The 17,355-nt window shown below is 65.9% G+C and carries 15 protein-coding genes; 2 read left to right on the top strand and 13 right to left on the bottom strand.

Translation table 11 applies throughout. The features are described from left to right. Positions 1 to 171: 171 nt before the first annotated feature. From DNK59_RS16510 to DNK59_RS16490, 5 genes are all read right to left on the bottom strand, one after another. Complete coding sequence (locus DNK59_RS16510; RefSeq protein ID WP_110723895.1) at positions 172 to 2,397, bottom strand: LTA synthase family protein; 2,226 nt, start codon at positions 2,395 to 2,397, stop codon at positions 172 to 174. Between the two features lie 384 nt (positions 2,398 to 2,781). Beyond that, entirely contained in the window at positions 2,782 to 3,483 is a 702-nt protein-coding gene (locus tag DNK59_RS16505; RefSeq protein ID WP_110723894.1) for a VIT family protein, read from the bottom strand. A 54-nt stretch (positions 3,484 to 3,537) separates the two neighbouring features. Beyond that, positions 3,538 to 4,512 carry an FAD:protein FMN transferase gene (locus DNK59_RS16500; protein ID WP_177431262.1) on the bottom strand — a complete coding sequence of 325 codons (975 nt, stop codon included), beginning with the start codon at positions 4,510 to 4,512 and terminating at the stop codon, positions 3,538 to 3,540. Continuing rightward, positions 4,502 to 6,691 carry a PepSY domain-containing protein gene (locus DNK59_RS16495; RefSeq protein ID WP_110723892.1) on the bottom strand — a complete coding sequence of 730 codons (2,190 nt, stop codon included), beginning with the start codon at positions 6,689 to 6,691 and terminating at the stop codon, positions 4,502 to 4,504. Before DNK59_RS16495 ends, DNK59_RS16500 begins: the two co-directional genes overlap by 11 nt. Before the next feature lie 26 nt (positions 6,692 to 6,717). Continuing rightward, the gene (locus tag DNK59_RS16490; RefSeq protein ID WP_110723891.1) at positions 6,718 to 7,188 is read right to left on the bottom strand and encodes a DUF2271 domain-containing protein; all 471 of its coding nucleotides are present in this window, start codon (positions 7,186 to 7,188) and stop codon (positions 6,718 to 6,720) included. A gap of 235 nt (positions 7,189 to 7,423) precedes the next feature. Here DNK59_RS16490 and DNK59_RS16485 point away from each other — a divergent pair, with 235 nt between their 5' ends. Both DNK59_RS16485 and DNK59_RS16480 read left to right on the top strand, forming a co-directional pair. After that, complete coding sequence (locus DNK59_RS16485; RefSeq protein WP_110723890.1) at positions 7,424 to 8,083, top strand: response regulator transcription factor; 660 nt, start codon at positions 7,424 to 7,426, stop codon at positions 8,081 to 8,083. After that, positions 8,080 to 9,423, top strand: a complete 1,344-nt coding sequence (locus DNK59_RS16480; RefSeq protein ID WP_110723889.1) for a HAMP domain-containing sensor histidine kinase — start codon at positions 8,080 to 8,082, stop codon at positions 9,421 to 9,423. Before DNK59_RS16485 ends, DNK59_RS16480 begins: the two co-directional genes overlap by 4 nt. 108 nt (positions 9,424 to 9,531) lie before the next feature. Here DNK59_RS16480 and DNK59_RS16470 read toward each other — a convergent pair whose 3' ends face one another. The 8 genes from DNK59_RS16470 to DNK59_RS16435 form a co-directional block, all read right to left on the bottom strand. Next, positions 9,532 to 9,972, bottom strand: a complete 441-nt coding sequence (locus DNK59_RS16470) for a CBS domain-containing protein (protein ID WP_110723888.1) — start codon at positions 9,970 to 9,972, stop codon at positions 9,532 to 9,534. Between the two features lie 168 nt (positions 9,973 to 10,140). Continuing rightward, positions 10,141 to 11,310, bottom strand: a complete 1,170-nt coding sequence (gene solA / locus DNK59_RS16465) for an N-methyl-L-tryptophan oxidase (protein WP_110723887.1) — start codon at positions 11,308 to 11,310, stop codon at positions 10,141 to 10,143. 25 nt (positions 11,311 to 11,335) lie between these two features. Next, on the bottom strand, positions 11,336 to 11,860 hold the full coding sequence (locus DNK59_RS16460; RefSeq protein WP_110723886.1) for a DUF2867 domain-containing protein: 525 nt from the start codon (positions 11,858 to 11,860) through the stop codon (positions 11,336 to 11,338). 252 nt (positions 11,861 to 12,112) lie between these two features. Next, complete coding sequence (locus DNK59_RS16455) at positions 12,113 to 13,219, bottom strand: polyamine ABC transporter substrate-binding protein (protein ID WP_341865638.1); 1,107 nt, start codon at positions 13,217 to 13,219, stop codon at positions 12,113 to 12,115. Between the two features lie 143 nt (positions 13,220 to 13,362). Next, the gene (locus DNK59_RS16450) at positions 13,363 to 14,259 is read right to left on the bottom strand and encodes an ABC transporter permease subunit (RefSeq protein ID WP_092315804.1); all 897 of its coding nucleotides are present in this window, start codon (positions 14,257 to 14,259) and stop codon (positions 13,363 to 13,365) included. Next, entirely contained in the window at positions 14,256 to 15,137 is an 882-nt protein-coding gene (locus tag DNK59_RS16445; RefSeq protein WP_164990763.1) for an ABC transporter permease subunit, read from the bottom strand. The genes DNK59_RS16450 and DNK59_RS16445 overlap by 4 nt, the downstream gene beginning before the upstream one ends. A gap of 44 nt (positions 15,138 to 15,181) precedes the next feature. Then, the gene (gene potA / locus DNK59_RS16440) at positions 15,182 to 16,324 is read right to left on the bottom strand and encodes a polyamine ABC transporter ATP-binding protein (protein ID WP_092315802.1); all 1,143 of its coding nucleotides are present in this window, start codon (positions 16,322 to 16,324) and stop codon (positions 15,182 to 15,184) included. 250 nt (positions 16,325 to 16,574) lie between these two features. Further along, a complete protein-coding gene (locus DNK59_RS16435) occupies positions 16,575 to 17,330 on the bottom strand; it encodes a gamma-glutamyl-gamma-aminobutyrate hydrolase family protein (protein WP_110723885.1) in 756 nt (251 codons plus the stop codon). Positions 17,331 to 17,355 lie beyond the last annotated feature (25 nt).

The following is a 17,355-nucleotide window of genomic DNA, read 5'->3' as shown; positions in this document are numbered from 1 at the left end:
GGCTGTGTCTCGACGAGGCAGCGTGATAGCTCAATGATGCTCAAATGACATCAACGGTCCGACTTTTCCTGTACAAAAAAAGTTTCATGTACAAGAAAATATTTTTGCAGGGCTTGTAGAGGGGGGCATCGAGCGTCACCCGAAAGGGCGCCGCTCGATGCTCGGCAGGAGTCAGCTGGAATGGGCGTTGCTGTCGTCCTCGGGCTCGACGCTCTCGGTCTGCCCTGGCAACTCGGTAATCACGCTGAAATCGCTGACTTCCACCGCGCCCAAGCCATAGCCCAGCAGGTGGAAGGAGAAGGCCTTGCGGGTTTGCGGATTATCGAAGCTGAAGTCCATCTGCAGCGGCTGGTCGGGCGTCACCAGCATTTCTTCCGGCAGGCCCAGGGGCACATCCTGCTCCAGCTCCTTGCCCTTGAGCAGGATGTAGGCGTTCTGCTGCGGGTCGGCGGAGCGCACGGTGAAGCGCACCCGGGTCTGCGAGCCCTTGGGCATTTCCAGGTACTGGGCACCGATCAGGTTGTCGGCCCAGTCGTCGTTGATCTGCGCCTTGAGCGGGATGATCGCCGGGCTGCCGAACTGATAGTGCTGGTTCAGCGGCGATTGCAGCAGGCTGCGGTCCAGGTGCGTGGCCCGGGCGCTGATCTGCCGGGCCCGCTGACCGCCGTACTGGCCCTGCAGGCTGGCGCTGTCGGCGATGAAGCCGGCGCTTGAGTAGTAGCGGCAGCGCTGCTGGAAGTCGCACTCGGTGAAGGTGCCCTGGCCATCGTGGTAGCGCAGCTTGCCGTTGGTGTAGGACATGATTTCCCGGCCCTGGGCGTAATCGCGAAACAGCGAACGGCCACTGAGGCTGGCGGGCACCGGCAGGCCGAAGTAGTCCAGCACCGAGGCGCTGAGGTCGACGTGGCCGTAGGTCCCGGACTTGAGGTGGGGCAGCAGCGCCTGGTCCGGGGCCAGCATCAGGTTGAAGCCCCAGGACGAGGCCAGGCGCACGCCGTCGATGCCGTGGGACTCATCGGAGGTGATGATCACCAGGGTGTCCTTGAGCACGCCCTTGCGCTCCAGGCCTGTGAGGAACTGGTCGATGGCGTCGTCCAGGTAGCCGACCGCCGCCTGCTTGGGCGTGTCATAGCGCTCCAGGTAGTCCTCGGGGGCCGAATAGGGCTGGTGGGTGCCGACGGTCAGCAGGGTGAGCATCCATGGCTGTTTTTTCTTCTTCAGCTGATCCACGTAGCTCAGCGCGCCTTCGAAGAAGGCCTTGTCGTCCTTGCCCCAGGGGAATTCCAGGTAGTTGTCGTTCTTGAACCACTCCAGGCCATGGGTCACATCAAAGCCGATGTGCGGCATGATCTTGTCCTTGGCCATGAAGCGCAGGCCGGCGCCCTGCAGGTAGTGGGTGTCGAAGCCGAACTTGTGCATCTGCGCCGGCAGGCAGGCCTGGTTGCGCTGGCTCTGGGTGAGCATCTCGACGCCCTTGGGGGTGCCGTTGTCGAGCTTGTCGTAGTCGCCGCAGAGCATGGCGTACAGGCCACGGATGGTCTGGTGGCTGTGCAGCACGTAGTCCGGAGTGTTCATGCCGCGCTCGGCCCAGGCGCTGAGCTTGGGCATCAGGTCTTCCTGGTAGCGGCTGTGCAGGGCCTCGCGGTTGGTGCGGATATAAGCCCCGGGAATGCCTTCCAAGGTGATCAGCAGCACGTTGCGCGCGCGACCGGCGCTGGGCAGCAGGGGTTGGCCTTCAAGGTCCAGCCGGGTCAGGCCGGCCATCACCGGCGGCACGTCGGCGACATCGCCTTGCAGCCAGTCTTCGATGCGCATCTGCGCCTGGCCGGTGGCGGTGGCCAGGGCCTGGTGGGGCAGGTTGAACTGCTGCCACTGATCGGCTTCGCTGGGCTTCAGGTACTGGGCGGTGCCATGGGCCAGCAGCAGTCCCAGCGGCAGGGCCCACAGCGCCCGTGGCAGGGCCGGGAGTCGCACCCCGCGACTGCTGCGCTGGACCACCAGCCACAGCACCAGCCCCAGCAGCAGGGCCAGGCCCAGCTCGGGGTGGGTCAGGCCGCCGCCGGTGGAGTTGCCGACAAATTGCGGGTCCACCAGGTAATGCAGGTCGGCGAGGTTGGGCATGCGCCCCACGGCGCTTACCAGTTCGGCACTGACCAGGGTCAACAGCGCCCAGACCAGCAGCACTGGCAGCGCCAGCCACCAGCGGCGGCGATACAGCAGCAGGGTCAGCAGGCTGGCGCTGGCCAGGTCCGAGAGATAGCCCAGCGGGTGGGACCAGCCCAGGGCCAGGCGCGCACCCATCGGCACCAGCAACAGCAGGCCGAACAAGGTGCACAGGGGAGCAAGAGGGTGTTGTAGGCAACGACGGATCAACTTCACAAATAACCTGCCTGTCATCAAAGCTTCACGCAAATGTGCGCAATGGTAACAAGAGCGACAGGTAAGACGTTTCTTATTAGTGGGGGGAATTTATTTTCCGGCAGCCTGAGAATTGGTCCGGAGAGGCTCAAGACTGAGCTGAAGGCCCGTATTCAGGTGTCTTATTGCGGCTGCGGAAGAGTCTGATGGTGGCGGGATTTACTATTTCAGGGTGTTAAAAAGGCGCCGTCTACGGATCAGCTCAGAAGCGCAGGCGCCCGCATGGGCGATGCAAGGCTGCGGACCCGTTCGCCGGCAAGCTGGCTCCCACGGGGGGTGATTGGAGACGCTGTGTAGGAGCTGGCTTGCCAGCGAAGACGGCCGCATGGGCGATGCAAGACTTGCGGGCCCGTTTGCTTAGGGTCAGACCGCAGTGCCGAAGACGCTGCCCACGGCGGCGGTGAGGCCCATGGCCAGGGCGCCCCAGAGGGTCACGCGCCAGGCGCCTGGTATCACCCGGGCGCCGCCGGCGTTGGCCGCCACCGCCCCCAGGCCGCCGAGGAACACCAGGGACATGCCGGCAATCCACGGCACCACGCTGTGTGTCGGGGCGATGAAGGTCACCGCCAGGGGCAGCGCCGCGCCCACCACGAAGCTCGCCGCCGAGGCCAGGGCCGCCTGCAGCGGGTTGGCCGCCAGGGCTTCGCTGATGCCCAGTTCGTCGCGGGCGTGAGCCCCCAATGCGTCGTGGGCCATCAGTTGCACCGCCACCTGGCGGGCCAGTTCCGGGTTGACGCCGCGGCTCTGGTAGATGTGCGCCAGTTCGTTGAGTTCGGCCTGGTGATCGCTGGCCAGTTCGGCGCGTTCCCGGGCCAGGTCGGCCTGTTCGGTGTCGGCCTGGGAATGCACCGAAACGTATTCTCCGGCGGCCATGGACATGGCCCCCGCCACCAGCCCGGCCATGCCGGTGACCAGCAGCGTGCCGTGGCTGGCGCTGGCCGCGGCCACGCCGATCAGCAGGCTGGCGGTGGAGACAATGCCATCGTTGGCCCCCAGGACGGCGGCGCGCAGCCAGCCAATACGGTCGTTACGGTGCAGTTCGCGGTGTCGGTGCATGAATTTCATCGGCAATGGACTCAGGTGGATAGCGTTGAACAATTCCTCGGGTGGGCCCAGGCTTCAGCGGGCCTCGATGTCGGCCTGCAACTGCCCACCCACAATAGACACTTCTCGCAACTGCCCGGCGTCGCGGATCACGAACAAGGCATCCATGCCGCGTTCCTGGGCCAGCCGTGGCCCTTCGACTTCGCCCAGTACCAGCAGCGCGGTGGCCCAGGCATCGGCCAGCATGCAGCTGCCGGCGACTACGCTGACCGAGGCCAGACGGTTGCGCAGGGGCGCGCCAGTGCCCGGGTCCAGGGTATGAGCGTAGGACTGTCCGGCGATCTCCACCCACTGGCGGTAGTCGCCGGAGGTGGCAATGGCCGCGTCTTCCAGCTCCATCACCCCCATGACCTGGCGTTCGCCGCGCAGGGGTTTTTCAACGGCCACGCTCCAGGGCTGCCCTCCGGGTTTGCGGCCGCGGGCGCGCATTTCGCCGTCGATCCCCACCAGATAGTCGCGGATGCCCGCGGCTTCCAGGGCCCGGGCCAGTTCATCGACGCCAAAGCCCTTGGCGATGCCGTTGAGGTCCAGGCGCAGCTTGCCGCGCTTGCGCAGGCGGTGGCGCCTGGGTTCCAGCACCAGGGCGCTGCCGGCGCAGTGGCGGGGCTGGTGGCCCAGTTCACCCAAGGCCGCAGGTTCCAGGGTCCGTGGCGTGGGGCCAAAGCCCCAGCTACGGACCAGATCGCCCACGCCAATCTCGAAGGCCCCGCGCGATTGCTCGCTGACCCTTAGCGCCGTGCTGATGACCTGCATCAGCTCCCGCGGCACGCTGATCCAGCGATGCTGGGGCGCCGCGTTGAGGCGGTTGAGATCGGACTCGGGGTTCCACCCCGACATCTGCTGCTCGACCCGCGCCACGGCCTGGGCCAGGCGCTCGTCGAGGTCCTGGGTGGCAAAGCCCGGGGCGGCGTAGAACAGTGCGCTGTAGCGGCTGCCCATGGTCGGGCCGTTGAGGCTGTAGCGCTGCAGTGCGGCGGTTTCAGTAGACATCTTCACGGTAACGTCCTTGGGCCTTGAGGGTCAGTACGCTGAGGTTGAGTGGTGCCAGCACTTCGTCCAGGGCCAGCATCACGCCCTTGGCCATTTCGCGGCTGCCGCAGACCAGCACCTGGGCGCCTTTTTCCACCAGCCGGCGCAGGGCCAGGGCATCGGCCAGCAGCCGGTCCTGCACGTAGCCGCGCTCCTGGACCTGGGAGAAGGCCGCGCGCAGGGCGGTCAGGCGCCGGTCGGCGAGATAGCCCTTGAGTTCCGGCTCGTAGAGAAAATCCGAGGCCGGGTGGCGCCCGCCCCAATACAGGTGCATCGGCTGCCGGGCCCGGTTGCCGCGGATGAATCCCGCCAGGGGACCGATGCCGGTGCCGGCGCCAATCAGGATCACCGGCTGCGCGCCCTGCGCCGGACGAAACTGCGGGTTGGGCTGGATGAACCCGGTGATCCGCGCGCCCGCTTGCAGCTCATGGAGAAAGCCCGAGCACAGGCCGCCCGGGTGCTTGCGCACGCAGATCTCCAGCACGCCGTCGGCGCTGCTGCTGGCCAGGGAGTAGAAGCGTGGCCGGGTCGTGCCGGGGGGCTGGATGCCCACCAGATCGCCGGCCTGGAACTCGGGCAGGTCCCGCTCGCTGCCGTCGGCTGCCTTGAAGCGCAGGATTCGCGTGGGTGCCTGGACCTGATCGCCATACGCCACCGATTCCACCAGTTGCCACTCGTGGCGGGGCAGGGCATGGGCCTGATGCAGCAGGTCCAGGGGCAGGCCCAGGGCGTGTCCCAGGGCCTGGCCCCAGCGCTGGAACTCCTGGGGCGACTGGCAATGGATGGTTTCCAGGGGCAGCAGGCACTGCGCAGTGTCGGCGGCCAGGGCGTTCTGCACCTGTTCGGCAAAGCCGCAGAAACGCGGGAACTGCCGGTCGCCAAAGCCCAGCACGGCGTATTGCAGGTCGGGCGCCAGCGGCTGCTGTTGCAGGCGCGCGAGGAAGGCGCTGGCCGAGGCCGGGGCATCGCCGTCGCCGTGGGTCGACGTCAGAATCAGCAGGTGACGCGCCTTGGGGTAGTCAGCGCGCAGCTGGTTCATCGGCGCGCTGTGGACCTTGCGTCCTGCCGACACCAGGGCCTGCTGCAGGGTCCGGGCAAAGCCCCAGGTGCTGTTGCTCTCGCTGCCCACCAGGATCACGCAGTCGGCGGCGTCGGCCGGGCTGTTGTCGTCGATCGCCACGGCGTCGCGACGCCGGCGCCACCACAGCCACAGGCCGGTCAGGCTCATCAGGGGCACCCCAAGAGCGCTTGCGCCCAGCAGCAGGCCCAGCCACCACAAGCCTTCGCCGGTGTGCAGTTGATAGATGAACCCGGAGAGCTGCTGTATCGCGCTTTCGGGCTGGAAGGCCAGCAGGGCGCCGCTGGCCGGATCGACATAACCTTCGCCGCTGCGGGTGTGCAGGCTGTACAGGTCCTGCGGGTTGTCGGGGGCGGGGTAGACCAGCTCGCGCAGATCCTTCAGATCCACCCCTTGCAAGGCCGAGAGATTCGCTACCGGCAAGGCCGGGCCGGCGCTAATCGGGGCCGGCAGCGCAGGCGGGCTCTGCCCGTCGTCGGCGATCAGGCCCAAGGTGCCGGCCGACAGGTACAGCCCGCTCAGGGCCGACAGCAGCAGGCCAAGGATCGTCAGGCGCCCCACCTCGGCGTGCCAGCGCTGGCTGAAATTGCCGCGCAAGGGCCGCAGCAGCTTGCCCCAGCCGCCGGCGCGGCGGGCCAGCAGTACGGCGCCGGACGCCGACAGCAAGAGCAGCGCCAGGGCGCCCAGGGCCGATACGACCTGGCCTGGGGTGTCGAGAAACAGCGAGCGGTGCAGTTCCTTGACCCAACGGGTGAAGGCCGAGGGCGTATAGGGCGCCAGCACCGCGCCGGTGCGTGGATCGACGCTGCTGGCCAGGGTCTGGCCATTTTCCCGGTGGTAGACGATCAGCGTGCCCGAGGGCGTGCGACGAATCTGTTCGACCCCGCTGAGCTGGCCGGCCACGCGCCCGGCCAACTGCGCCACGCTGACTGCAGTTGTCGCAGGTGGCGCCTGCAGGTGTTCCAGGGCCGGGTTAAGCGCCAGGGTCGCGCCGCTGATGGCCAGCAGCATCACCAGCAGGGCGGCCAGCAGTCCGGGGATCGAGTGCAACGAGCGCAACATGGTCGGGCCTCCTCGGGGCGCGGGGCTTACAGGTCGTAGCGCAGGGACTGCACATAGGTGCCGCCGCTGGCGGGCTGGCCGCTGCCCTTGAGAGTCAGGGGCAGGACCACGTCGGCGCGAACGTCGCGCTGGTCTTCCACGGCGCTGTCGATACGGATCTGGTACCCGGCGTCGATCAGGCTGTCCGCCAGGTCGGCGCTGACCTTCAGGGTCTCGCCGCTGCCGACGCTGGCGCCGGTGACGCCGTCGTACTGAGCGGCGGCCGCGCCGCCACCTCGGGCCCAGTCCGCCAGGTGCTTGTAGTACTTGGCTTTCTTGCCAGCGACCCACAGGGTCTTCTGGTAGGCGCCGCTGGCGTCGGTGAGGTAGATCGCCAGGTAAGCGCCATTGCCGCTGTAGGGCTTGAGCTGGGTGGTCAGGGTCACTTCACGGGCCTGGGCCAGTGTTGGCAGGGCCAAGGCGGTGGCGAGGCAACCGGCGATGAGGAACTTGTGCATGGGGTGCTCCCTTTCGGTGAATGTGGCTGCAGCCTGGGCCGTCTAGCTGACAGCAACCTGAAGGCCGGGAAAAAACTTCAGGCCACGGCGCTCTTGGCGACCTGCGCTTTTGCTGATCTGCCTCGCATCGCGCCGGCGCGACAGTGGCTACCCTGATCAGGCTGGCGGCTTCTTCAGATTCCCGTCAGGTTCAGCGGTTAAGGTGCGGCACCACACAGGTCACAGGAGAGCGTCGATGCGGGTGTTATTGGTCGAGGATGCGACAGGGCTGGGGGACGCGGTGCGTGAGCAGATTGCCGACGATGGCCACGCCGTGGATTGGGTGCAGCGCCTGGAGCAGGCCCGGGCCAGCGTCGCCTGCACGCCCTATGACCTGATCCTGCTGGACCTGATGTTGCCCGACGGACGCGGCCTGGAATTCCTGCGCCAGCGCCGCAGCGCCGGAGACGTGACCCCGGTGATCATCCTCACCGCCCAGGACCAGATATCCGAGCGCATCGCCGGGCTCAATGCCGGCGCCGACGACTACCTGGTCAAGCCTTTCGACCTGTTCGAGCTGTCGGCGCGGGTCGCTGCGGTGGCCCGGCGCTACAGCGGCAACCCCAATCCGCAGATCCGCCTCGGCGAGCTGCAAGTGGACCTGAACGCTCGCACTGTGCAGCGCGACGGCAGCATCATCGACCTCACAGCGCGGGAATGGGCGGTGTTCGAAGCCTTTGTCCAGCGCCCCAGCGCGTTGCTTTCCAAGTCCCAGCTGGAGGAACGGCTGTATGCCTTCGGCGCGGAAATCGAGAGCAACACCATCGAGGTCTACATCAGCCGCCTGCGCAAGAAGCTCGGCCGCGAGCTGATTGAAACCGTGCGTGGCATGGGCTACCGGCTGATGCCGGCATGAAGCGTCCGATCAGCCTGCAAAAACGCCTGAGCCTGGGCCTGACCCTGGGCATGACCCTGCTCTGGCTCGGGGCCACCGCCGGCACCTGGCTGGTGGTCCAGCACGAGCTGGACGAAACCTTCGACAGTGCCCTGGAAGCCACCGCCCAGCGCATCCTGCCCCTGGCCGCGCTGGAGATCGGCAACCGTCGCGGGCCGCGCCGGGCGCGGCACGTGGCGACCCTGAAGATGGACAGCGAATACCTGACCTACCTGGTGCGTGACGCCGACGGGCGGATCCTCATGCGCTCCCACGATGCCAAACTGAAGATCTTCAGCCACCGGCCGACTCCGGGCTTCACCACCACCGACAAATACCGCCTGTACAGCGCCAGCATCGAAAACGATTCGATCGTCATCGAAATCGCCGAGCCCCTGGCTCATCGCCGCGAAGCCTCGCGGGAGGCCTTGCTGGCCCTGTTGCTGCCCTTGCTCGGGCTGATTCCCATCAGCCTGCTGGGCACCTGGCTGTTCGTGCGCCTGAGCCTGCGCAGCGTGCTGGCTTACCGCCGGGCCGTGGAAGCGCGGGGCGTGGGTGACCTGTCGCCGATCCAGGTGGCGCGCCTGCCGGCGGAAATCGATCCCTTGGCCGAAGCGGTCAATCACCTGCTGGAGCGCTTGCGCAAAGCCCTGGAGGCGGAGCGCAGCTTCACCGCCAACAGCGCCCATGAACTGCGCACGCCCCTGGCCGCGACCCTGGCGCAGATCCAGCGCCTGCGCCAGGAAGCCCCAGAGGGGCCGTTGCAGGTACGCGCGACGAAGATTGAGAACGCCCTTCGCGAACTGGCCAGGCTTTCGGAAAAGCTCATGCAACTGGCCAAGGCCGAAGGTGGCGGGCTGCTCTCGCAAAGCCCCGAGGACCTGATTCCGTTGCTGGCCCATGGCGTGGAGGAGTGGAATCGCGGCGCGGCGGCGCGGATCCGCCTGCAGTTGCCGGAGGCGGCCCGGGTGTGCACCGCCATCGATCCGGACGCCTTTGGCATCCTGCTGCGCAACCTGATCGAGAACGCCCTGAAGTATGGCGATCCGGCGCAGCCGGTGGATGTCAGCCTCAGCACCGACGGCTGCTTGCGGGTGATCAACGGCGGGCCAGCGGGGCCGGCGGACGTACTGCAACGCCTGACCGAACGTTTTGTGCGTGGCAACAGCGAAACCAGCGGTTCGGGCCTGGGTTTGGCGATTGCCCAGAGCATCGTCCACGGCGTGGGCGGCCAGTTGCACCTGGCCTCACCGGCCAGCGGCCGTGACGATGGCTTTGAAGTGCGCGTGCAATTTCCCCAGCAGACACCAACCCAACCGTAGGAGCTGGCTTGCCAGCGAAGGCGCCGGTTGGGGCGGTGCAAGGCTTGCGGGCCCATTCGCCGGCAAGCCGGCTCCTACGTCATGTTGTGCGGTTGGGGGGATGCGGGGTCATTCGCCGCGGATGTATTGCTCCAGCTGGCGGATCAGGTCGGCCTGTTCGGCAATCGCTTCCTTGACCAGGTCGCCGATCGACAGCAAGCCCAGCAACTGGCCGTTCTCCACCACCGGCAGGTGGCGCAGGTGGTGGTCGGTCATGATGCTCATGCAGGTTTCCACGTTCTGGTGCGAGTCCACGGTGATCACCGGCGAGCTCATGATGGCGCTGACCGGGGTGCCGACCGAGGAGCGCCCGTGCAGCACCAGCTTGCGTGCATAGTCGCGCTCGCTGATGACCCCGACCACCGTGCCGTTCTCCATCACCGGCAAGGCGCCGACGTTCTTTTCCGCCATCAGCATCAGCGCTTCCAGGACCATCTGGTGCGGGGCGATGGTGTGCACTTGCTGGTTGTGCTTGGCCTTGAGTTTCAGCAGTTCTGCGACGCTTTTCATGGGGCGCTCCGGGTGTTCTACGTGGGGCGGCGATGCGCTGCCCTGAGGGTTTCTAAAGAATCGTAGAGACTCGCCCAACCGGCAAGGCTGAAAACGGCAGATAAACGGCGAAAAACGTCAGCCCGGGGATTTTTTTTCATCACGGCCCCGATAAGGGGGCCGCGGCCATCAGTGGAAGCGTTGCAGGGAGAAACTCCCCAGGTCGATCTCGCTGCGGCCGTCCACCTGCAACTGGGCCAGGGCTTCGCCAATCGCCGCCGAGTGCTTGAAGCCATGGCCGGAGCAGGCGCTGACCACGGTGACGTTGGCCAAGTGCGGATGGCGGTCGATGATGAAGCCCGAATCCGGGGTCACGGTGTAGGCGCAGACGCTGGCTTTCACCAGCTCCGGCGCCAGCCCGGCCATGTGCGGGGCCACCAGCTCGTGGAACAGGCACTGGGCGTCGGCGAGGCTGGGCTGGCGATCGAGGCTGTCCGGTTGACTGCTGGCGCTGTACTGCTCGGTGGCGATTTTCACGCTGCCTTCGCCAGCAATCGGCGGGAAGCCATAGCAGGTGTCGACATCGCCGGCGCTGTGGAGGATGAAACTCGGCGAGCGGGCCGGGTAGTGTCGGGGCTCATCGAGGCGGAACCAGTACAGCTGCTGGCGACAGACCCGCAGCAGGGCGTCGAAGGGCGCCCCGAGCAACTGCGCCGACCACATGCCGGCGCTGACGATCACCTGCCGGGCGCGCAGCCGCGAACCGGAGCTGATGACGTCCACCCCTTCGGCGTCGGACTTGAGTTCCAGCACGGTCTGGCCGGTGATCAGGGTCGCCCCCAGTTGCCGGGCCCGGGTCAATTGCGCATCGATGCAGCGTTCCGGGCGGACAAAACCGCCGCCGGGTTCGAAGTAGCCCCGGGCGCTGTCATCCAATGGCGCGAACTGTGGGAAGCGCTGACGAATGTCGGCAGCATCGAGCACTTCATGCTCGATGCCGTAGTGCCGGGCCAGGGCGATGCTGTTGTCGGTGAAGTCCCGGTCCTGCGCCGGGCGCTGCGGGTCGGTGCTGGCGGTCATCACCAGCACCCCGCACTGCTCGAACAGCGCCACGTCCAGTTCGCCTTCCAGCTCGCGCCAGATCTGCTGCGAACGGATCGCCAGGGGCACATAGGCCGCACCTTCGCCCACCGCCTGGCGGGTGATGCGGGTGTCGCCGTGGCTGGAGCCCTGGTCGTGGGGCGGGGCGAAGCGGTCGATGCCCGCCACCTTGACCCCGCGCTTGGCCAGTTGATAGAGGGTGGCGGCGCCCATGGCGCCCAGGCCCAGGACGACAACATCGAAATCGGGTGTCTGCACGGCAAGATCCTTGAAAAGTGAAGGCTCAGCGACGGTTGAGAGTGGCCAGGGTCATGGGCGCGATGATCCGGTGGAACGGCGCCACCGGCAGCATGTACAGGCGCCCCAGGCGGTTGTGCGGATGCACCACGGTGCTCAGCACCACCGGGCGCTGGCCCTCGGCGGTCAGGGGCTGGAGGTTGAGCGACAGGTGCACGTCCAGGTGCTTGTCGCGGTCCACCACCAGCACTTCGTCGGGGCTCTGGGACACCAGGGTGAAGATGCCCACCCGATCGCCGGGCTGGTAATCCGCGTCGGGGCGCGACAGGTCGATGCGGGTCAGGCGCCCCAGGTCCTTGAGGCCGAACAACTGCACCACGCGGTTGCGCAGGCCCATCAGGCGGTCGATCCAGGGCGGGGTCTGGCTCATCAGGTTCAGCAGGTGGCGCATGGCGCTGCGTTCGGGATCCTCGGCCAGGGTGCGGCGACAGTCGATGAAGGTCGCCCCCGCGGCCAGGGCGGCGATGCTGGAGTCGTGGGGTAATGGGCAGGCGTGTACGGCGGACTTCATCGGTGCAGCTCCCTGAAAGAGGGTGGCCTCGGCTTCATGCCGATCAGCCACGCCATTGGCGGCAAGAAAATAACACTTCTTGGGGGGGAACGGCCTGCGGCGGCGGGGAACGCAAAAAAGGCGCCCGAAGGCGCCAAGGATTCACCCCAACCGAGGGAGCCGGGTGAAGCCGTTCGCAGAAGTGTCGCGGTGGTAAGGCGCGACGTGAACGGAAAAAGGGCCGCCGTGCCCGCCAGCGGCGGGCACCTTGCATCATTTGCCGAGCTTGATCCTGGTCCAGCCGCGGTTCATCACGCGCTGGATGGCAATCGGCTGGTCCGGCACCGCGTAGAGGGTGGCCAGCACTTCCTGGGGCGGGTAGGACGCCGGGTCATTGCGGATCGCTTCGTCCACCAGCGGCGTGGCTGCGGCGTTGGCGTTGCTGTAGCCGAGGCTGTTGGTGACCTCGGCGATGATGTCTGCGCGCATCAGGAAGTTCATGAACAGGTAGGCGTTGTCGACGTTGGTGGCGTCCTTGGGGATGGCCATCATGTCGTAGAAGCTGCCGGCGCCTTCCTTGGGAATGCTGAACGCGACCTTCTCCTTGTTGCCGGCCTCTTCGGCGCGGGAACGGGCTTGCAGTACGTCGCCGGAGTAGCCCACGGCCACGCAGATGTTGCCGTTGGCCAGGTCCGAGATGTACTTGGAGGAATGGAAGTAGGTCACCGAAGGCCGGATCTTCATGAACAGTTCCTGGGCTTCGAGGATCTGCGCCTTGTCCTTGCTGGTCACCGGGTAGCCCAGGTAGTGCAGGGCGGCGGGGAGCATTTCGGTGGGCGAGTCGAGGAAGCTGATGCCACAGGCCTTGAGCTTCTCGGCGTTCTCGGGTTTGAACAGCAGGTCCCAGGAATTGGTCGGGGCGTCGCTGCCCAGGGCCGCCTTGACCTTGTCCGGGTTGTAGCCGATGCCGATCGAACCCCACATGTAGGGGAAGGCATGGGCGTTGCCCGGGTCGCTGGCGGAGGCGTTTTTCAGCAGTACCGGGTTGAGGTTCTTCCAGTTGGGCAGCTTGGACTTGTCCAGTTCCTGGTAGACCCCGGCCTTGATCTGCTTGGCCAGGAAGCTGTTGGACGGCACCACGATGTCGTAGCCGGACTTGCCGGTGAGCAGGCGCGCTTCCAGGGTTTCGTTGCTGTCGAAGACGTCGTAGGTGACATGGATGCCGGTTTCGGCCTCGAACTTCTTCAGGGTGTCCGGGGCGATGTAGTCCGACCAGTTGTAGACGCGCAGCACTTTGTCGTTGGCTTGAGCGCCGGTCACCATCGCGCCCATCAAGGACACCGAGAGCAGGGTTTTGGCGAACAGTGTCCTGCCAGGCATTTTCATTACTACAACTCCATTTCTTATTGTGCAGATTGCTGCGTGTGCAAGGTGGTTATCGGGGTGGAGGCTTTCGCGAGCAAGCTCGCTCCTACAGAGACAGCGCAAATCCTGTAGGAGCCAGCTGGCTGGCGAAGAGGCCGTCAGGCCGTTGCCGGCGCGGGTACCGCAGGTTTCTTTGCCGCCGGTGGCTGCCAGGATTCGTTGGCGGTGAAGTCCATGGCTTCCTGGATCGCCCGCTTGCGGGCGGCTTCGGCGCGACGGCCGAAGTACCAGACCAGGAAGGTCACCAGGGACACCGCCAGCAGGATCAGGCTGGCCACGGCGTTGATTTCCGGTTTGACCCCCAGGCGCACCGCCGAGAACACTTCCATCGGCAAGGTGGTGGAGCCCGGGCCGGAAACGAAGCTGGCCAGCACCAGGTCATCCAGGGACAGGGCGAAGGACATCATGCCGCCGGCCGCCAGCGAGGGCGCGATCATCGGGATGGTGATCAGGAAGAACACCTTGAACGGGCGCGCTCCCAGGTCCATGGCCGCTTCCTCGATGGACAGGTCCAGCTCCCGCAGGCGCGCGGAGACTACCACGGCGACGTAGGCGGCGCAGAATGTGGTGTGGGCGATCCAGATGGTGACGATCCCGCGTTCCATCGGCCAGCCGATCAATTGCGCCATCGCCACGAACAGCAGCAACAGCGACAGACCGGTGATCACCTCGGGCATCACCAGCGGCGCGGTGACCAGGCCACCGAACAGCGTGCGGCCCTTGAAGCGGGTGACCCGGGTCAGCACGAAGGCCGCCAGGGTGCCCAGCGCTACCGCGGCAATCGCGGTGTAGCAGGCGATCTCCAGGGAACGCATCACCGAGCCCATCAACTGCTGGTTGTCCAGCAGGCCGACGTACCACTTGATCGACCAGCCGCCCCAGACCGTCACCAGCTTGGAGGCGTTGAACGAGTAGATCACCAGGATCAGCATCGGCAGGTAGATGAACAGCAGCCCCAGCACCAGCATCAGTTTGGAAAATTCGAAGCGTTTCATGCCCGTGCCTCCATCTCTTTGGCCTGGCTGCGGTTGAACAGCAGGATCGGGATAATCAGGATCGCCAGCATCACCACCGCCAGGGCCGAGGCCACCGGCCAGTCACGGTTGTTGAAGAATTCCTGCCACAGCACGCGGCCGATCATCAGGGTTTCCGGGCCGCCCAGGAGTTCCGGAATCACGAACTCGCCGACCACCGGAATGAACACCAGCATGCAGCCGGCAATGATGCCGTTCTTGGCCAGGGGCACGGTGATCTTCCAGAAGTTGTTGAAGTTGCTCGAACCCAGGTCCGACGCGGCCTCCAGCAGGCTCTGGTCGTGCTTGACCAGGTTGGCGTACAGCGGCAGCACCATGAACGGCAGGTAGGCGTAGACCACGCCGATATAGACCGCGGTGTTGGTGTTGAGGATTTCCAGCGGCTGGCTGATCAGCCCGGTCCATAGCAGGAAGCTGTTGAGCAGGCCGTTGTTGCTGAGGATGCCCATCCAGGCATAGACGCGGATCAGGATCGCGGTCCAGGTCGGCATCATGATCAGCAGCAGCAAGACGTTCTGCGCTTCCTTGCTGGCCTTGGAGATGGCGTAGGCCATGGGGAAACCCACCACCAGGCACATCAGGGTGCTGAGCAGCGCCACCTTCAGCGAACCCAGGTAGGCCGAGAAGTACAGCTCGTCGCCGGCCAGCATGGCGTAGTTGCCCAGGTTCAGCAGCAGCTGGAATTTCTGCTCGGCGTAGCTGTAGATCTCCGAGTAGGGCGGGATTGCCAGGGCCGCTTCCGAGAAGCTGATCTTCATCACCAAAAAGAACGGCAGCATGAAGAACAGGAACAGCCAGAGGAAAGGAACGCCGATCACCAGCTTGCGACCGCTGGGCAGCATGCGGAACAGTTTCTGATTGAAAGTGCTCATGCTCGAAGTCCTCATGCCCGCAGCACCACGCCGCTGTCGTCTTCCCACCAGACGAAGACTTCGTCGTCCCAGGTCGGCCGCGCGCCACGGCGCTCGGCGTTGGCCATGAACGACTGGACGATCTTGCCGCCAGGCAGCTCGACGTAGAACACCGAGTGGCCGCCCAGGTAGGCGATGTCGTGCACCTTGCCCCTGGACCAGTTGTAGCGGGCGTCGGGCTTGAGGGTGGTGACCAGCATCTTTTCCGGGCGGATGGCGTAGGTCACCGACTTGTCCTGCACCGAGGTGCTGACCCCGTGGCCGACGTAGATCTGCTGCTCAAGGTCCGGGCAGTCGATGATGGCGTAGCCTTCCAGGTCTTCGGTGACGGTGCCGTCGAAGGCGTTGACGTTGCCGATGAACTCGCACACCAGGCGGCTCACCGGCGCCTCGTAGATGTCCACCGGGCTGCCGGTCTGGGCGATCCAGCCCAGGTGCATGATGGCGATGCGCTGGGCCATGGTCATGGCCTCTTCCTGGTCGTGGGTCACCATCACGCAGGTCACGCCGACGCGCTCGATGATTTCCACCAGTTCCAGCTGCATCTGCGAGCGCAGTTTCTTGTCCAGCGCGCCCATGGGTTCATCCAGCAGCAACAACTTCGGACGCTTGGCCAGGGAACGGGCCAGGGCCACGCGCTGACGCTGGCCACCGGAGAGCTGGTGCGGCTTGCGCCGGGCGTACTGGGTCATGTGCACCAGCTTGAGCATTTCCTCGACCCGGGCTTCGATCTCGGCGGGTGGCAGGCGGTCCTGCTTGAGGCCGAAGGCGATGTTCTGGGCCACGGTCATGTGCGGGAACAGGGCGTAGGACTGGAACATCATGTTGATCGGCCGCTCATAGGGCGGCATGTCGGTGATGTCCACGCCATCCAGCAGGATGCGGCCTTCGGTGGGGCGTTCGAAGCCGGCGAGCATGCGCAGCAGGGTGGATTTGCCGGAGCCGGAACCGCCCAGCAGGGCGAAGATCTCGCCCTGGTGGATCTCCAGGGACACATCGTCCACGGCCACGGTTTCATCGAACTTCTTGGTCACGCGGTCGATCTTGACCAGGACCTTCTGCGGGCTCGGGGTGCCTTCGAGGGCCTTGCGGTAAGTGCTGGAGGCGTTTGCCATGTGAAACTCCCAACAGGTGTCAGCAGCCTGGCCAATTCGGCCGGGCCTAAAGGTTGATTGCCAGCCCGCAGGGGGTGCGGGCTGATTCGGCGCTGCCTTCCTGGCGGCCTGACGCTATTTGTTGTTGTGGTCTTGCCGTTTGCTGCTCACGCCGGACGTCGGGCGCGCACAGGCGCGCTCGCCGTGGGGCAGGGCGTGGTGAATCTCGTTGAATGCCTGGAAGGCCGCCGCAGCGGCCGGGGTTTGCCGCTTAGCGACGTTGCGCGGCCCGTTGCCGGCAGGCGTCGCCAAAGGCCTGGAAGATCCGCAGGTAGGCCGGGTTCGACAGCACCTGCCATTCCGGGTGCCACTGCACGCCGAAGGCAAAGGCCTTGCTGTGTTCCACCGACAGCGCCTCGATCAGGCCATCCGGAGCCACGGCCTCGACCCGCAGGCCGGGGGCCAGGCGGTCGACGCCCTGGCTGTGGATCGAGTTGACCTGGATCTCGCCGGCCAGGCCCATGGCCTCGAACACGCCGCCGGGCTGGATCGTCACCGGGTGAGCCGGGGCGTACTGCACTTCGATGCGCGGGTCGTCGGCTTCGCGGTGGTCCATGTAGCCCGGCAGTTCATGCACCTTCTGGTGCAGGCTGCCGCCGAAGGCCACGTTCATTTCCTGGAAGCCGCGGCAGATGCCGAGCACCGGCACGCCGGCGGCAATCGCCGCGCGCAGCAGGGGCAGGGTGGTGGCATCGCGTTGCGGGTCGTGGGCGGTGCCCGGTTCGCTGGGCGTGCCCTGGTAATGGAAGGGTTCGACATTGGATGGCGAGCCGGTAAACAGCAGCCCGTCCATGTTGTGCAGCAGATCGTCGATATCGATCAGATCTGCCAGGGAAGGAATGATCAGGGGCAGGCCCTCGGCCGCGACGCTGACAGCACGCAAGTACTTGTCGCCGCTGACGTGGTAGGGGTGCAGGCCGATCTCTTTGACGCACGCAGTAACGCCGATCAATGGCTTGAATGCCATTTTTATCACCTCGAAATTCACGCTG

This window comes from Pseudomonas sp. TKO26 (genome assembly GCF_003225665.1).
Classification (GTDB): Bacteria; Pseudomonadota; Gammaproteobacteria; order Pseudomonadales; family Pseudomonadaceae; genus Aquipseudomonas; species Aquipseudomonas saponiphila.
The sequence above is the reverse complement of the archived record's forward strand: the minus strand, read 5'-3'. Positions and strand labels throughout refer to the sequence as shown.

Excerpts from the sequence above, each read along its gene's own strand:
- potA (WP_092315802.1), bottom strand. The coding sequence starts at position 16,324 with ATGGCAAACGCCTCCAGCACTTACCGCAAGGCCCTCGAAGGCACCCCG.
- DNK59_RS16500 (WP_177431262.1), bottom strand. The coding sequence starts at position 4,512 with ATGTCTACTGAAACCGCCGCACTGCAGCGCTACAGCCTCAACGGCCCG.
- DNK59_RS16505 (WP_110723894.1), bottom strand. The coding sequence starts at position 3,483 with ATGAAATTCATGCACCGACACCGCGAACTGCACCGTAACGACCGTATT.
- DNK59_RS16490 (WP_110723891.1), bottom strand. The coding sequence starts at position 7,188 with ATGCACAAGTTCCTCATCGCCGGTTGCCTCGCCACCGCCTTGGCCCTG.
- DNK59_RS16485 (WP_110723890.1), top strand. The coding sequence starts at position 7,424 with ATGCGGGTGTTATTGGTCGAGGATGCGACAGGGCTGGGGGACGCGGTG.
- DNK59_RS16450 (WP_092315804.1), bottom strand. The coding sequence starts at position 14,259 with ATGAAACGCTTCGAATTTTCCAAACTGATGCTGGTGCTGGGGCTGCTG.
- DNK59_RS16480 (WP_110723889.1), top strand. The coding sequence starts at position 8,080 with ATGAAGCGTCCGATCAGCCTGCAAAAACGCCTGAGCCTGGGCCTGACC.
- DNK59_RS16460 (WP_110723886.1), bottom strand. The coding sequence starts at position 11,860 with ATGAAGTCCGCCGTACACGCCTGCCCATTACCCCACGACTCCAGCATC.
- DNK59_RS16510 (WP_110723895.1), bottom strand. The coding sequence starts at position 2,397 with ATGACAGGCAGGTTATTTGTGAAGTTGATCCGTCGTTGCCTACAACAC.
- DNK59_RS16470 (WP_110723888.1), bottom strand. The coding sequence starts at position 9,972 with ATGAAAAGCGTCGCAGAACTGCTGAAACTCAAGGCCAAGCACAACCAG.
- DNK59_RS16455 (WP_341865638.1), bottom strand. The coding sequence starts at position 13,219 with ATGCCTGGCAGGACACTGTTCGCCAAAACCCTGCTCTCGGTGTCCTTG.
- DNK59_RS16495 (WP_110723892.1), bottom strand. The coding sequence starts at position 6,691 with ATGTTGCGCTCGTTGCACTCGATCCCCGGACTGCTGGCCGCCCTGCTG.
- DNK59_RS16435 (WP_110723885.1), bottom strand. The coding sequence starts at position 17,330 with ATGGCATTCAAGCCATTGATCGGCGTTACTGCGTGCGTCAAAGAGATC.